Origin of the sequence: Micromonospora sp. WMMA1923, assembly GCF_049179195.1 — a bacterium.
Taxonomy (GTDB): domain Bacteria; phylum Actinomycetota; class Actinomycetes; order Mycobacteriales; family Micromonosporaceae; genus Micromonospora; species Micromonospora yangpuensis.
The window spans coordinates 3,003,825-3,018,909 of the sequence record NZ_JBMHLZ010000001.1 but is presented as its reverse complement, the minus strand read 5'-3'; the positions used below and the strand labels follow the sequence as shown (position 1 = coordinate 3,018,909).

Sequence of the window (15,085 nt, the reverse complement as noted above, 5' to 3'; positions counted from 1 at the left end):
CCCCAGCCGGCCGCGCGACCCGAGTGGAGCAGGAATGACCACATCCTCGACCATGTCGGGTCCGCGGCCCGGCGGCCCGGAAGCCGCACCCGCGGCGTCGGGCCCGGCCACGCGCGGCGGCCGGCCCCGGGCGGGCCGTCGCCTCACCCTCGCGGTGTTCCTGGCCCCGGCCCTGCTGCTGTTCCTGCTGCTGGTCGTCGCCCCGATCGTGGTGGCCAGCTACGCCAGCCTGTTCAAGTGGAACGGCTTCGGCCTGCCGGAGAACTTCGTCGGGCTGGACAACTACACCCGAGCCTTCGCCGACCCGGTCTTCCGCGGCGACCTGGTCCACGGCGCCATCCTGATCGTGCTCTCCCTGGTGGTCCAGCTGCCCTTCGCGATGGCCCTGGCCATGCTGCTCAACCAGCCGCTGCGCGGCCGGGCGATCTACCGGGTGATCTTCTTCGCCCCGTACGTGCTCTCCGAGGTGACCACCGCGGTCCTGTTCAACCTGGTGTTCAGCCCGAACCGGGGCATGGGGGACGCGATCTCCCGGTTGCTGGGCGCCGAGGCCGGGGCGATCTTCGCCGACCCGGACACCGTCCTGTTCGGGGTCTTCCTGGTGGTGAGCTGGAAGTACTTCGGCCTCTACATGATTCTCTTCCTGGCCGCCCGGCAGGGCATCCCCAGGGAACTCAACGAGGCCGCCCGCACCGACGGCGCCGGCGCCTGGCAGGCCTTCCGGCACGTCACCCTGCCGCTGCTCGGCCCGACCATCCGGATCGCGGTGTTCCTGTCGGTGATCGGCACCATCCAACTCTTCGACATGGTGTGGGTGCTCACCGGCGGCGGACCGATCCACGCCTCCGAGACCATGGCGGTCACCATGTTCCAGTACGGCTTCCGCCGCTTCGAGGTCGGTTACGCCAGCGCGATCAGCATCATCATGTTCCTGCTGAGCCTCGTCTTCGCCCTCTTCTACCAGCGCCTCGTGCTGCGCCGGGACACCGAGGGCGCGCTCACCACCCAGGGAGGCCCACGATGACCGGCACGACGAACTCCTCAGCGCGTACCCGCCGCCTGGTGCTGCACCTGGTCTGCGTCGCGGTCGGTGCGCTCATCGTCGTACCGGTGTGGTTCGGGGTGATCGGCGGGTTCAAGGACAACGGGCAGCTCTCCACCAACCCGCTCGGGCTGCCCGATCCCTGGACGCCCGGCAACTACACCGACATCCTCACCTCGCAGGTGTTCTACCGCAACCTCTTCAACAGCCTGCTGGTCGCGGTCAGCAGCACCTTCATCGTGGTCGCCACGGCGGCGATGGCGGCCTTCGTCTTCGCCCGCTACGCCTTCCGGGGCAGGGAACTGCTGGTCACGCTCTTCGCCATCGGGTTGATGTTCCCGTTCGCGGTGGCCATCCTGCCGCTGTTCGTCCTGCTGCGCAGCGCCGGCCTGCTGGACAACCCGCTCGGGGTGATCCTGCCCCAGGCGGCCTTCGGGCTGCCGATCACCATCATCATCCTGCGCCAGTTCTTCCGGACCATCCCCGGCGAGGTCGAGGAGGCGGCCACTCTCGACGGCTGTGGACCGTTCGGCTTCTTCTGGCGGATCCTGCTGCCGATGGCCCGCCCCGCGCTGGCCACCGTCTCGGTGCTGGCCATCGTGGCCAGCTGGAACAACTTCATGCTCCCGCTGGTCGTGTTCACCGACCAGAGCTGGTGGACCCTGCCGCTGGGGGTCCAGGCGTTTCAAGGTCAGTACGCCGACGACACCGCCCGGGTGCTCGCCTACGTCGTGCTGTCCATGGTGCCCGCGCTGGCCTTCTACGCTGTCGCGGAACGCCAGCTCATCGGCGGTCTGGCCGGCAGCGTCAAGGGGTGACGTACCGCCGGTCCGGTAGCCTTGCGCGACCGTAGGCCCCAGCCAGAAAGAAAGGGCGGACCGTGGGTTCCGACAACAACCGAAACGTCACCATCGCGATGATCGCGCGCCTGGCCGGCGTTTCCGTGCCCACGGTCTCCCGGGTGATCAACGGTCGCTCCGACGTCGCTCCCGGGACCCGGGAGCGCGTCGAGGACCTGCTGACCACGCACGGGTACCGCCGCCGCTCGCCGGGCCGACGGCCCAGCTCGGCCCTGATCGACCTGGTCTTCAACGACCTGGACAGCCCGTGGGCGGTGGAGATCATCCGGGGGGTGGAGGACGTCGCGCACGCCAGCGGCACCGGCACCGTCGTCTCGGCCATCCACCGGCGTACCTCATCGGCCAAGCAGTGGCTGGACAACATGCGCAACCGGTCCACCGAGGGGGTCATCTTCGTGACCTCGATGGTGGCACCCCCGCTGCAGGCCGAACTGCACCGGCTCAACCTGCCCGTGGTGATGGTCGACCCCGCCGGGGTGAGCCTGCAGGAGAACCCGACCATCGGCGCCACCAACTGGGCCGGCAGCCTGGGCGCCAGCCAGTACCTGCTCGGCCTCGGCCACCGCCGGATCGGCTTCATCGCCGGCCCACCGCAGCTGATGTGCAGCCGGGCCCGGATGGACGGTTACCGGGCCGCCCTCAACGCCGCCGGCATCGCCGTCGACGACGCCCTGATCCGCCCCGGCAACTTCTACCACGAGTCCGGGTACGCCGCCGGCACCCAACTGCTGGGGCTGTCCGACCCGCCCACCGCCATCTTCGCCGCCAGCGACCAGATGGCGCTCGGCGTCTACGAGGCGGTGCGCAAACGCGGGCTGCGGGTGCCCGACGACATCAGCGTGGTCGGCTTCGACGACCTGCCGGAGGTACGGTGGTGCTCGCCGCCACTGACCACGATCCGCCAGCCACTTGCCGAGATGGGCATGCTGGCTGCCCGTACCGTGCTGCGCCTGGCCAACGGCGAGAAGATCGAGAGCCCACGGGTGGAACTCGCCACCGAACTCGTCATCCGCGACAGCGCCGCCCCACCCAAGCAGCCCTGACGTCGCCGTCCACGGTCACCTCCCGGTCCGAGGGTCGTGCCGGGTGGCTAGCGGGTGGCCTCGTCGGGGACGGGGCGCGGATGCCGCAAGGCGACCAGCAGGGCGGTCATCATGCCGGCCACCAGCAGGAACCTCGTCAGGCTGGACAGCACCGTGTCGCCGGTGGAGTGGGCCGGGAAGACGTCCTGCACGAGCCAGCCGACGCCCAGCCCCAGACCGAGGCAGACGTGCATCACGGCCCGCAGGCGCGGCAGGGGTTGCGGGCGACCGAACAGCCGGGGCACCGCGCCACCGCGGCTCCTGACGAGCAGCACGGCGGCGATGGCGAGGTTGCCCACGGCCACCATCACGGCCAGGGTCACTTCCACGGCTCCCATGCGGCCACACGCTATCGCATCGGAGCCCGCGGTCGGGGCGTGCGGACACCGGCCGGCCTGATACAGCCTCCGACCCGGCCGACAATGCGGTCGCCGGGCCGCCTTCGCCGTACTAAGCTGGTCGCCGTGCGGTGCCCGTGACCGACCCGGCGCACCGACCGTGATCCGGTCCGCGCGAGCGGACCGGACGCCCAGCGAGGAGACAGAGCATGGTGACGGGGGACGACGACATCGGCGGGTGAGTGACCTCACCGCAGCCGTACCGGCCAGTGCCGGTACGGCCGGTTCCTGCCGTCGACCTGTCTGCCTGACCGGGGATGCCGGTCGCATCCCCGGCTCTCGTCCCGAGGGTGTTCCCCGATGCCTGAATCCTGTGTCGTCGTCACCAACCTCTCCTTCTCCTGGCCGGATGACACTCCGGTGTTCCAGGAACTCTCCTTCACCGTGCCACCCGGCCGGACCGCCCTGGTCGCGCCGAATGGTGCCGGGAAGACGACCCTGCTGCGGCTGATCGCCGGTGAACTCACCCCGACCACCGGCTCCGTGACGGTCGAGGGTCACCTCGGCTATCTGCCGCAGGACCTGCCGCTGGCCGGCGAGTTGACGGTCGCCCGGGTGCTCGGCGTCGACGCCACCCTCGCGGCCCTGCGCGCCATCGAGGCGGGCGACGCGGCGGAGGAGCACTTCACGGCGATCGGCGACGACTGGAACGTGGCCGAACGCAGCCACGCCGCCCTCGACCGGCTCGGCCTCGGCGCGGTGGACCTGGACCGGCGCCTGCACACCCTCAGCGGTGGTCAGGTGGTCTCCCTCGGGCTGGCGGCGCAACTGCTGGCACACCCGGACGTGCTGTTGCTGGACGAGCCCACCAACAACCTCGACATCGACGCCCGGCAGCGCCTGTACGCGGTGTTGGCGGACTGGTCCGGGTGTCTGCTGCTGGTCAGCCACGACCGGGCGCTGCTGGACCGGATGGACCGCGTCGCCGAGCTGGACCGGGGCGAGCTGCGGCTGTTCGGCGGCAACTTCACCGCGTACCAGGAGGCCACGCAGCTGGCCCGGGAGGCGGCCGAGCGGACGGTGCGCAGCGCCGAGCAGGAGGTCAAGCGGGAGAAGCGGGAGCTGCAACAGGCCCGCGAACGAGCCGACCGGCGGGCCGGGACCGCCGCCCGCAACCTCGGCAACGCCGGCCTGCCCCGCATCGTCGCCGGTGGCCTCAAGCGCAGCGCGCAGGAGTCCGCCGGGCGGGCCCAGCAGGCACACGCCAGCCGGGTCACCGGCGCGCAGGCCCGCCTGGACGAGGCCAGCCGGGCGTTGCGGGAGGACCAGACGCTGACCCTGGACCTGCCGGACACCCAGGTACCCGCCGGCCGGACCGTGGTCGCCGCCGAACACCTGCAGGTACGCCACGGCGGGCGGGCCCTGTTCGCCGACGACGGCGTCGACCTGATGGTTCGGGGCCCGGAACGGATCGCGCTGACCGGACCCAACGGGGTGGGCAAGTCCACCCTGCTGCGTCTGTTGCACGGCGACCTGGCCAGCGAGGGCGGGTCGGTGCGGCGCGGGGACGGTCGGGTCGCGTACCTGTCGCAGCGGCTGGACCTGCTCGATCCTGAGCGGACGGTCGCGCAGAACCTGGCCGACTACGCCCCCGACCGGCCGCCGGCCGAGCGGATGAACCTGCTCGCCCGGTTCATGTTCCGGGGCGCCCGTGCCCAACTGCCGGTGGGGGTGCTCTCCGGCGGTGAACGGTTGCGGGCGACCCTGGCCTGTGTGCTCTACGCCCAGCCGGCACCGCACCTGCTTCTGTTGGACGAGCCCACCAACAACCTGGACCTGACCAGTGTGGCCCAGCTGGAGGGGGCGCTGGCGGCGTACCGGGGCGCGTTCGTGGTGGTCAGCCACGACGAACGGTTCCTGGCCGACATCGGCGTGCAGCGCTGGCTTCGGCTGGACGCCGGTGACCTTCGGGAGGTTCCCGCTCCGGAACCACGCTGATCGACCAGACCCCGCTCCCGGTCAGCCGGCCGGGGGCGGGGGCGGTCCGAGGCGGCTGATGTCGTACCCGTCGGGGTAGGTGCGGGTGCGGATGCCGTCGGCGAACAGCGGTGTGCGGCGGGGCCGGCCGAACCAGCGTTGCAGTCGGGCCCGGCCGCGCAGGGTCAGGTGCACTCCGGCCCGGATCGGCCAGCCGGGCGGCGCGAGGAGGGTGGCCCGTCGCAGCGGTGCGTCGTACATGGCGCTGACCAGGGAATTTCCCAGTGGCGCGAGGAGCCTGGGGAGCCGGGTCAGCATCAGCATCCGGGTGGCCCGTTCGATGGTCGCCGCGTCGTCGTTGGGGTGCAGGTGCGCGGCGTCGTAGGCGTCGAACCAGGCGGCGAACTCCGCGTAGCTGGCGGGGACGTCGGTGACGCCCATCCGTCGGCCCAGCTCCCGGTAGAAGGCGTGGGTGGCCTGGCGCTCGTGACAGCAGGGGCGGCGCCAACCGTAGCGCTCCAGCCAGCGGATCGGGACGACCACCAGGCAGGCCAGCACGTACCGGTAGTCGTCGGCGTCGATGTCGTACCGGCGGTGGATCTGGTTGATCCGGCGCAACGCCTCGCGGCCACGCGGCTGGTCGAAGCCGTTGAGCACCATCTCGTACATCAGCAGGCCGGTGTCGTCGATGCGCCGCTGGGTGCGTTCGGTCAGCTCGCCGGTGCCGGTGTGTACGGCGGCGATCCGGGGGATGGAGAAGGAACGGTTGAAGGCGAGGTTCAGCCCGAGCTTGAGGTCCCAGCAGAACTCCCGCCGCAGCATAATCTGGTAGATCTCCAGATGGTCGCGTTCGGGATCGAGGGTGCGGATGCGGGCCAGGTTCGCGTAACGGTCTCTCAACGCCTGCTGTCTCCCACCGGATGCTGCGGGGCGCCGCGGACCGCGTCGAGCGTCCGGGCCACCACCGACGATCGGGCGTACGCGTCGGTGACCTGTCCCAGCCACGCGACCTCGCCAGCGTATCCACCGGCCGGCCGGTGCAGGTCGTCGGCGGGTTGCGGCTCGGCGGCCAGGGTTCCGGCCCGGTGGGCGTGCAGCGCGCAGGCCAGCTGGGCGGCCTCGACGGCGGCCCGCCGGTCCGCGCCGGTCAGGCCCGCGGCGTCGGCGAGGCGTTCGGCGGTCCGGCCGACGGCGACCGCCAGGTACGGGCGCAGTGCCAGCCGGCCGTCGCGGATCTCGGCCACCCGACGGGTGAGCGCGTAGTCGATGTCGCGCAGCGCGGTGAACGGTCGCCGCAGGCTGTCGTCGAGTTCGATGCCGGGCAGGGCGCGGACCAGGTCGTGCCAGAGTGGACCGAGCCGACGGTACGCGCGCAGGTCGGCACAGCGGCGGGTGAGCGTGAGCAGGGGACCCCAGGCGGGCATGGTCAGGCCGGTGATCATGAGCAGGGCGGCGGCGGTGACCAGTACCGCCGCGATCTCCTCCTCGCCGCCGGGGCGGGCACCGGAGCGGTAGGCGACCAGGTAGCAGATCTTGTTGATGCTGTAGAGCAGGGCGAAGACCGCGCCGACGGCGGTGACCCGCAACCCTCGTCGCAGCCAGGGACGTCCGCAGATCCGGGCGAAGCGCCAGCAGAGCCGGGTGATGTCGAAGCAGTACGCGAGGAAGCCCATCGCCATGAAGATCAGCAGATAGGCGGTGACCACCGGGTCGGTGGCGTACTCCACGGTCAACCGTACCGGGGTGGGGTAGCGCAGCGTCCAGGCGAAGAGGGCGACCATCACGGCGAAGGTGACGCCGGTGATCCGGATCCACCACCGGCTGCGGGTGGCGGCCGTGGCCGGGGGCAGGGCGAGGTGCAGCAGCATGGTCTCGGCGCTGGCCGCGATGGTCAGCGCGCAGCCGTGCGAGATCACCTTGGCCAGGTTGGGTAGGCCCGAGCCCTGGTCGAGCACGGTGGCCACCGGAGGGACGGCGAGGGTGATGCCGGCGGCGAAGGCGCCGAAGGCGACGCAGATCGCCCGGCGGGCCTGACTGGGGCGGCGTCGTTGCAGCCGCAGCAGGTACCCGAACGCGAGCCAGCCGGTGGCGGCGCAGAGGGTGTAGAGGACGACGGCCACCGCCGTCACCGGTCCGGATGTTCCAGGGAGTGCCGGAGCCGGCCGTAGAGTTCGCTCTGGTCGGCGTCCAACGGTGCGTCGGGGCGTACGCCGCGGTCGTCGCGGGCCCGGCGCAGCAGGAGCGACCCGATCATCTCGGCCTCCCGTTCCTCGTCGGCGTCGTAGTTGCTGCGGCCGAGGAACCGGCGTACCAGTTGCGGGTCGAGGTCGGGCAGGAGCAGTCGGGACGCGGCCGGGTCGAGCACCGCCGAGGCGCGGTGCCCGGCGAGCAGGTGCCCCAGTTCGTGGCCGATGATCAGCAACTGGTGCAGCGGTGAGGTGTCCTGCTCGTAGAAGATGGCGTCGAAGCCGCCGGTGGGCACCCACATGCCGCAGACGGTGTGCACCGGCAGGCTGATCGGCACCAGCCGCAGCGGGCGACCCCGGCGTTCGCCCAGTAGGCGACAGAGTTGGTGGATGTCGAACGGTTCGGGCACCCCGAGGTCGGCCAGGACCCGCTCACAGTGCTTTCGTAGCCGGTGCAGCTTCACCTCTGCCCACTCCCGCTCGTCGGCACGGTGCCATCGGAGGACCAACACCACGCCCCGCTGTCACAGCCGATGGTGCTCGTCGGGGTCAACCTCGGCGGCCACCGCCCGCAACCGGGCGACCATCTGCTCCACCAGTTGGGTGTCGGTGGGGGAGAGGCCCGCGTCGGTGAGCACCTGGCGGAGGGCCACCTGCTTGACGTCCATCCGGCGTAGCTCGGCCAGCAGGGTGATCTGTTCCTCGACCCGCCGGGCCGCCGCGTCGTCGACGAAGTATCCCGAGCTGACCCCGAAGGCCCGGGCCAGCGCCCGGATGTGGGACATCCGGGGATCCTGGGCAACGCCGCGGCGCAACTCGCCGACGTACGCCGCGCTGATCGTGACGCCGGTGTCGGTGGCGGCAAGGTTGATCTTGTCGGCGATCTCCCGGTTGGTGTAGCTGCGCAGCGGGTCCTCGGATTCGCCGATCTCCTCGGCGGTGGGCCGGATCGTGGTGAAGAGGTACTCCAGGCGGGCCGCGAGGGTGTCGAGTGAGGGCAGGCGTGGTTCCTCGGGTGGTTCTTCGGCCATGACTGTGTCCCTCCCCGGCGTGAACAACAGTGTCGCAGGTACCGCTGCCGGATAAACAGGTGTTGACATCTCTACCGAACGTGAGCGTATGCTCGCCGTACTTGAGCAACAAGCGTTGAGCGGTTCGGGTTTTTGCTCAACGCCTGTTGCGCGAGTGGGGGGAGTCGAACAGTTCGACGACCGGCCCGCCCGGGGGGACGGGTCGGGCGGCGTCGCCGGTTCTGTCGGAGCGGGGGTGGATCCATTCCGGCAGGTCCGGCGAAGCTGTGCCCGCCCTCGGTCGACCCGCGCCGCACGTCGGCGGGGGCGGCCGCGGCGCGGCCACGATGGGTCACGGGACCGTCCATCGTGGCCGTCCGGCCGTCCGGCCAGGCTGGGTGTCCGCTGGCCGGGGCGCGCAGGCGCTGCGTGGCGGGGGTCAGGCCGGAGTGGTCGCGGGTGGGTTGACGACGGACACCGGCCGGCCGGCTGGCTGTCGCAGCACGAAGACCCGGGGTGCCACCCGCTCCATCCCGCCGTCGCGGCCGATCACCAGGCCGGAGGCGAAGTCGACGAAGGAGCGGGCCTGCTCGCTGGTCAACCCGGTCAGGTCCATGACCACCGTGAAGCCCTCGCAGAAGTAGTGGCCGATGTAGATCGCCTCGTCGTAGTCCCTGGGACGCAGCGTCTTGATCATCCGGCCCGTCTCCCTCCGCGTCGCGCCAGCCTGCAGGCCGGCTCCAGCTTCCCACAGAGATCCGGCCGAGGGCCTCGTGAGCGGGTTCGTCCGGGGTGTCGACCCCTTCTTGACACCCGGCGGCAAGGTTAGGCTAGCCTAACCGCATGTCCAACGGTGAAGAGCCGATCGACCCTGCCGTGGGCCTGCGCGGGGTGGATCTGCGGCTGGGGTACCACGGCACCGTCGTGGTCCACGATGCCGCGATCAGGCTACGCCCCAGCGCGGTGACGGCCCTGGTCGGCCCGAACGGCAGCGGCAAGTCGACCCTGCTGCGGGCGCTGGCCCGGCTGCACCCGGTGGCCGGTGGTGAGGTGCTGCTCGGCGACGGCACCGCCGCCGGCGAGCTGCCGGCCCGGGAGTTCGCCCGCCGGGTCACCCTGCTGGCGCAGAGCCGCCCCGTGCCCAGCGGGATCACCGTCCGGGACGTGGTCGGCTACGGCCGGCATCCGTACCGGGGCCGGTGGCGGGCCGCCGACCCCGACGGCCCCGCCATGGTCGCCCGGGCGATGACGGTCACCGGCGTGACCGCGATGGCCGACCGGCCGGTCGACGAACTCTCCGGCGGCGAGCTGCAGCGGGTGTGGCTGGCGACCTGCCTGGCCCAGGACACCCCGGTACTGCTGCTCGACGAGCCCACCACCTTCCTGGACCTGCGCTACCAGGTGGAGATCCTCGACCTGATGCGTGACCTGGCCGACGAGCACGCCGTCGCCGTCGGGGTCGTCCTGCACGACCTCAACCAGGCCGCCGCCGTGGCTGACGAGGTGGTGCTGCTGCACGGCGGGCGGGTCCGGGCCACCGGCACCCCCGCCGAGGTCTTCACCGAGGCCGCCCTCACCGAGACGTACGGCATCCGCATCGAGGTGAGCATCGACCCGTCGACCGGACTGCTGTCGACCCGACCGGTGGGGCGGCACAGCGTCCGTCTCCCCGCCTGAACACCCCCATCCCACGCAGAAGCAGAAAGACAGTGATGAACCGTACCCGTGCCACCGTCCTGGTCGCCGCCCTGACCGCACTGCTGGTCAGCGCCTGCGGCACCACCGAGAACGCCCCGGCCGAGACGCCGACCAGCGCCGCCGCCGGCGGTCCGGTCACCGTCACCGACAGCCGGGGCAAGGCCGTCACCCTGGACGCCCCGGCGACCAAGGTCGTCGGCCTGGAGTGGGGCGAGGCCGAGATGCTGGTCAGCCTGGGCGTGATGCCCGTCGGTGTCGCCGACCCCAAGGGGTACGCCACCTGGGTGACCGCCGCCAAGCTCGACGCCAGCGTCAAGGACGTCGGCACCCGGGCCGAGCCGAGCGTCGACTCGATCGTCGCCCTGGAGCCTGACCTGGTGGTGCTGGGCTCCGACCGGGGCGCCACCCTCATCGACCAGCTGGAGAAGTACGTGCCGGTGGTGGTCACCAAGGGCAGCGACGCCACCGACAACCTGGGCCGGATGCGCTCCGACCTGAACATGATCGCCACCGCCGTCGGCAAGACGGCGGAGGCGGAGAAGCTGCTCACCGACTTCGACGCGGCGATCGCCGACGGCAAGAAGAAGATCGCCGACGCCGGCGCCGCCGGAAAGTCCTTCGCCATCGCCGACGGCTGGAAGGAAGGCAGCACCATCTCCATCCGGATGTTCGGTCAGGGTGCGCTGGTCTCCCAGATCGGGCTGCAGCTCGGCCTGAAGAACGCCTGGACCGGTGAGGTCGACAAGGCGTGGGGGCTCGGGCAGACCGACGTCGAGGGGCTGACCAACCTCAAGGACCAGGACCTGCACTTCTTCTACAACGCCTCCGACGGCGGGGACGTCTTCGCCGACGGCCTGAACAGCAACGCCATCTGGACCTCCTTCGCCTTCGTCAAGCAGGGCAACCTGCACCGGATGCCCGACGGCATCTGGACCTTCGGTGGCCCGCTCTCCGGCAAGCAGTACCTTGACGAGCTCGTCAAGGTCTACACGGTGTGAACCAGCTGCTCAAACCCGCCGCACCGGAGCCGGCCACCCGGCCGGCCCCGGTCGGCAGGCCCCCCGCCACCCGGATCGTGGCCGCCTTCGTGCTGGCCACCGCCGTCCTGATCGTGGTCGCCGCGGTCCACCTCACCCAGGGGACATCCTCGGTCGGCGCGCTGGACCTGCTCCGGCTCGCCACCGGCGGCGACGACGAGACGGCCCGGGTCCTGGTCGCCTCCCGGCTGCCCCGGCTGCTCACCGGACTGGCCATCGGCATCGCCCTGGGCTTCGCCGGTGCCGCCCTGCAGTCCATCGCCCGCAACCCGCTGGCCTCCCCGGACACCCTCGCGGTGAACGCCGGAGCGCACCTGGCCATCGTGGGCGTGGCGGCCTTCGGCATCACCCTGCCGGTGCTGCCCGCCGGTGGCCTCGCCCTCGGCGGTGGGCTGGTGGCCGCCGCCCTGGTGATGGCGCTCGCCGCCGGCGGCCAGGCCAGCACCACCCGCCTCATCCTGGCCGGCTCGGCCATCGCGTTGGCGCTCAACAGCCTGACCATGCTTCTGCTGCTCCTGTTCGAACAGGGCACCATCGGCCTGTTCGCCTGGGGCAACGGCTCGCTCGTGCAGAGTGACCTGCACGCCCTGACCCAGCTCGCCCCGGTGATCGCCGTCGCGGTCGGCGCGTTGCTGTTGCTCGGGCACCGCCTGGACATCCTCGCCCTCGGCGACGACACCGCCACCGTGCTCGGGCTGGACGTGCGGCGTACCCGACTGCTGGTGACCCTGCTGGCCGTGCTGCTCTCCGCCGTCGCGGTGACCCTTACCGGGCCGGTGGGTTTCGTCGGCCTCTGCGCCCCGGTGATCGTCCGGCTGCTCGCCCCCGTCTTCCCCGGGGTGCACCGGCACCGCATCCTGCTGCCGCTCTCCGGCATCGCCGGCGTCATCATCGTGCTCGGCTCGGACGTGCTGCTGCGCGCGGTGATGGGCGGGCAGGCCGGGGTGGACATCCCCACCGGCGTGGTCACCACGCTGCTCGGCGCGGCCATCCTGATCTGGCTGGCCCGCCGGCACCGCGACGCCGGCCCGACCCGCCGTCCCCCCGGTGGCCACGCCGCCGTGCGGTCCGCCCGGTTCCACCGCCTGGTGGTGGGCTGCGGCGTCGCGCTCGTCGTCACGGCGCTGGCCGTCGGGATGCTGCTCGGCGACACCTGGGTACTGCTCGGTGACATCGTCAACTGGGTGCAGGGCCGCACCGGGCCCGGCTACACCTTCGTACTGGACCAGCGCTGGCCACGCGTCGCGGCGGCGGCCCTGGCCGGGGTGGCCCTGGCGGTCGCCGGCACCACCGTGCAGGCGGTCTGCCGCAACCCGCTGGCCGAACCCGGCATCCTCGGCATCACCGCCGGCGCCGGAGTGGGCGCGGTGGCGTTGCTGACCTTCCTGCCGGCCGCCGGGGTGTGGGCCGTCTCCGGGGTCGCCGGCATCGGCGCGATGCTGGCGTTCACCCTGGTCTACGCCACCGCCTGGCGGGGCGGCCTCAGCTCCGACCGGCTCGTGCTGATCGGCTTCGGCGCCTGGCAGGGCGGCATGGCGGTGATCACCTTCCTGATCGTCGCGTTCGACCCGTACAACACCGGCAAGGCGTTGACCTGGCTCTCCGGCTCCACCTACGGCCGTACCGCCGGCCAGGTGCTGCCGGTGGCGATCGCCCTGGTGGTGCTCACCCCGGCGGTGCTGGCGGCCCGCCGGGAGCTGGACCTGCTCGCCCTCGACGACGACACCCCACGGGTGCTGGGCGTCCGGCTGGAACGCACCCGGCTGGTCGCGTTGGCCGCCGCGGCCCTGCTGACCTCCACCGCGGTCTCCGCCGTCGGGGTGATCGGTTTCGTCGGCCTGGTCGCGCCGCACGCCGCCCGCGCCCTGGTCGGTGCCCGGCACACCCGGGTACTGCCGGTCGCCGCCCTGCTCGGTGCCGTCCTGGTCAGCCTCGCCGACACCGTCGGCCGGACCGTCATCGCCCCCGCCCAGATCCCCGCCGGCCTGGTCACCGCCATGATCGGCACCCCCTACTTCGTCTGGTTGCTGTGGCGTTCACGCGCCGTGGCGACCGGTCCCCGATAGGCGCGCGCCCGTGCGCCGGATCCCGCACAGGAAGAACCCATGACCCAGACCCTGCCCATCACGCCGTGGCGCCTGTTCACCGTGGAAGTTCGCGCGGTGCGTCGGCTCAGCCCCTCCTTCGTCCGGGTCACCTTCACCGGTGCCGACCTGGACCGCTTCGCCGACAACGGCTACGACCAGCGGATCAAGCTGGCCCTGCCGCTGCCCGGACAGCGTGGGGTGTACCTGCCGCAGGGCCCCGACTGGTACGCGCAGTGGCGGGCCCTGCCCGAGCACCGCCGCAACCCGATCCGCACGTACACCGCGCGCGCGGTCCGGGCGCAACTCGGTGAGCTCGACGTCGACCTGGTCCTGCACGGCGACGGCGGCCCGGCCACCCGCTGGGCCCGTCGGGTACGCCCGGGCGACGAGGTCGCCATCGTCGGCCCGGACGCCGGCTACGACGGCGACCACGGCGGCATCGAGTTCCGGCCCCCGACCAGCGGAGAGCTGCTGCTGGCCGGGGACGAGACGGCGGTGCCGGCGATCAGCGCCATCCTGGAACGGCTGCCGCTGGACGCCCGGGGCCGGGTGCTGCTGGAGGTGCCCGAGTCGACCGACGCCCTGCCGCTGCTGACGCCACCGGGGGTCGAGATCACCTGGCTGGCCCGGGGCGACGCCGAGCACGGCAGCCGCCTGGTCCCGGCGGTCCGGGAGGCCGCCGGCCGGTTGCTGGCCGACCGGCAGCCCGTCGGTGCGTCGCTGATCGCCGAGGTGGACGTGGACACCGAGATCCTCTGGGAGTGCCCGACCCCGCCGACGGCGGTGCCGCTGTACGCGTGGCTGGCCGGGGAGGCCGGCGTGATCCGTACCCTGCGTCGGCACCTGGTGGTCGACTGCGGGATGGACCGCAGCGCGGTGGCCTTCATGGGCTACTGGCGGCACGGCCGGGCCGCCTGACTCCGGTGCCGGACCGTACCCGCAGGGGGCACCGACGGTGAACGTCCGCAAGGGACGGCACCAAGGGGCCGTACGCTGACCGGCGTGTCGAAATCGCCGCGCAGCAAGCCGTTGATCTGGACCGTCACCCTCGCCGTCGTGCTCGGCGCGGTCTTCGGGCTCTACTGGTTCCAACCGTGGAAACTGGTCACCGAGACGGTGGTCGACGAGGCGGTCCCGGTGGTCGACGGCCCGCCCGCGTCCCTGCCGTCCGGTCCCGCCGAACCGGCGACCGCCGCGTCCCCGACCGCCGTGCCCACCCCCGTCGAGCCCTCGCCGAGCCGGACGGGCAACCGGTTGCTGGCCGCCGGGGAGTTCGTCACCCACGAGCACGACACCAGTGGCGTCGCCCAGGTGGTCGAGCTGCCCGACGGTCGCCGTCAGCTCGTCCTGCGTGACCTCGCCACCAGCAACGGTCCGGATCTGCGGGTCTGGCTGACCGACCAGCCGGTGCTGCCCGGCGTCGCCGGCTGGCGGGTCTTCGACGACGGCGAGTGGGTGGAGCTGGGCCGACTCAAGGGCAACCGGGGCACCCAGGCCTACGACATTCCCGCGAGCGTCGACCTGACCGCGCTGACCAGCGTCTCCATCTGGTGCAAGCGCTTCTCGGTCTCCTTCGGCGCCGCCGGACTCGCCGCCTGAGCGGGCACCCGCCGCCGTCCGGCCCGCCGCCGGGGACCCGTCACCGCCCGGCCTGGGGCCGACCGTGGTCGGGCCCGACCGACCCCGCTGCGCGAGAGCCCGGTCACGGTGCGCTGACGGCGGCCCGCCAGGGCGAACGGATCTGCATCCTTCCTGCTGGGGACACCGG

At 72.1% G+C, this 15,085-nt stretch carries 15 protein-coding genes; 9 read left to right on the top strand and 6 right to left on the bottom strand.

Features of this window, described 5'->3' with window-relative positions; genetic code table 11:
• The first annotated feature begins 34 nt into the window (after positions 1-34).
• The 3 genes from ACN28G_RS13625 (at position 35) to ACN28G_RS13615 (ending at position 2,945) form a co-directional block, all read left to right on the top strand.
• Positions 35-1,024 carry a carbohydrate ABC transporter permease gene (locus tag ACN28G_RS13625; protein WP_421479272.1) on the top strand — a complete coding sequence of 330 codons (990 nt, stop codon included), beginning with the start codon at positions 35-37 and terminating at the stop codon, positions 1,022-1,024.
• Positions 1,021-1,860, top strand: coding sequence for a carbohydrate ABC transporter permease (locus tag ACN28G_RS13620; RefSeq protein ID WP_421479271.1), 840 nt, complete (start codon positions 1,021-1,023; stop codon positions 1,858-1,860). Before ACN28G_RS13625 ends, ACN28G_RS13620 begins: the two co-directional genes overlap by 4 nt.
• A gap of 98 nt (positions 1,861-1,958) precedes the next feature.
• Entirely contained in the window at positions 1,959-2,945 is a 987-nt protein-coding gene (locus tag ACN28G_RS13615; protein WP_421480903.1) for a LacI family DNA-binding transcriptional regulator, read from the top strand.
• A gap of 47 nt (positions 2,946-2,992) precedes the next feature.
• Here the strand turns inward: ACN28G_RS13615 and ACN28G_RS13610 are convergent, their stop codons facing one another.
• Positions 2,993-3,322, bottom strand: a complete 330-nt coding sequence (locus ACN28G_RS13610; RefSeq protein ID WP_139135703.1) for a hypothetical protein — start codon at positions 3,320-3,322, stop codon at positions 2,993-2,995.
• Positions 3,323-3,682: 360 nt separating this feature from the next.
• Here ACN28G_RS13610 and abc-f point away from each other — a divergent pair, with 360 nt between their 5' ends.
• Positions 3,683-5,320: a ribosomal protection-like ABC-F family protein gene (gene abc-f, locus ACN28G_RS13605; RefSeq protein ID WP_421479270.1), complete on the top strand. Its 1,638-nt coding sequence runs from the start codon at positions 3,683-3,685 to the stop codon at positions 5,318-5,320.
• A 21-nt stretch (positions 5,321-5,341) separates the two neighbouring features.
• On the opposite strand, the gene ACN28G_RS13600 is transcribed toward abc-f, so the two are convergent.
• The 5 genes from ACN28G_RS13600 to sepF all read right to left on the bottom strand — a co-directional run bounded on the left by ACN28G_RS13600 (position 5,342) and on the right by sepF (position 9,192).
• Entirely contained in the window at positions 5,342-6,199 is an 858-nt protein-coding gene (locus tag ACN28G_RS13600) for an oxygenase MpaB family protein (protein WP_421479269.1), read from the bottom strand.
• A complete protein-coding gene (locus ACN28G_RS13595; RefSeq protein WP_421480902.1) occupies positions 6,196-7,419 on the bottom strand; it encodes an MAB_1171c family putative transporter in 1,224 nt (407 codons plus the stop codon). The genes ACN28G_RS13600 and ACN28G_RS13595 overlap by 4 nt, the downstream gene beginning before the upstream one ends.
• Positions 7,420-7,424: 5 nt before the next feature.
• A complete protein-coding gene (locus tag ACN28G_RS13590; protein WP_229688570.1) occupies positions 7,425-7,997 on the bottom strand; it encodes a hypothetical protein in 573 nt (190 codons plus the stop codon).
• Positions 7,998-8,009: 12 nt separating this feature from the next.
• The gene (locus tag ACN28G_RS13585) at positions 8,010-8,516 is read right to left on the bottom strand and encodes a hypothetical protein (protein ID WP_091439599.1); all 507 of its coding nucleotides are present in this window, start codon (positions 8,514-8,516) and stop codon (positions 8,010-8,012) included.
• Between the two features lie 418 nt (positions 8,517-8,934).
• Positions 8,935-9,192 (bottom strand): cell division protein SepF, encoded by a 258-nt coding sequence (gene sepF, locus ACN28G_RS13580; RefSeq protein ID WP_091439596.1) that lies wholly within the window; start codon positions 9,190-9,192, stop codon positions 8,935-8,937.
• A 146-nt stretch (positions 9,193-9,338) separates the two neighbouring features.
• Between sepF and ACN28G_RS13575 the strand changes: the two genes are divergently transcribed.
• The 5 genes from ACN28G_RS13575 (at position 9,339) to ACN28G_RS13555 (ending at position 14,916) form a co-directional block, all read left to right on the top strand.
• Positions 9,339-10,172, top strand: a complete 834-nt coding sequence (locus tag ACN28G_RS13575; RefSeq protein WP_091439593.1) for an ABC transporter ATP-binding protein — start codon at positions 9,339-9,341, stop codon at positions 10,170-10,172.
• 35 nt (positions 10,173-10,207) lie between these two features.
• Positions 10,208-11,191, top strand: coding sequence for an ABC transporter substrate-binding protein (locus ACN28G_RS13570; RefSeq protein WP_091439589.1), 984 nt, complete (start codon positions 10,208-10,210; stop codon positions 11,189-11,191).
• A gap of 5 nt (positions 11,192-11,196) precedes the next feature.
• The gene (locus tag ACN28G_RS13565) at positions 11,197-13,296 is read left to right on the top strand and encodes an iron ABC transporter permease (RefSeq protein ID WP_421480901.1); all 2,100 of its coding nucleotides are present in this window, start codon (positions 11,197-11,199) and stop codon (positions 13,294-13,296) included.
• 39 nt (positions 13,297-13,335) lie between these two features.
• Positions 13,336-14,235, top strand: a complete 900-nt coding sequence (locus tag ACN28G_RS13560; RefSeq protein WP_421479268.1) for a siderophore-interacting protein — start codon at positions 13,336-13,338, stop codon at positions 14,233-14,235.
• Positions 14,236-14,319: 84 nt separating this feature from the next.
• Positions 14,320-14,916 carry a DM13 domain-containing protein gene (locus ACN28G_RS13555; RefSeq protein WP_421479267.1) on the top strand — a complete coding sequence of 199 codons (597 nt, stop codon included), beginning with the start codon at positions 14,320-14,322 and terminating at the stop codon, positions 14,914-14,916.
• Positions 14,917-15,085: the final 169 nt, after the last annotated feature.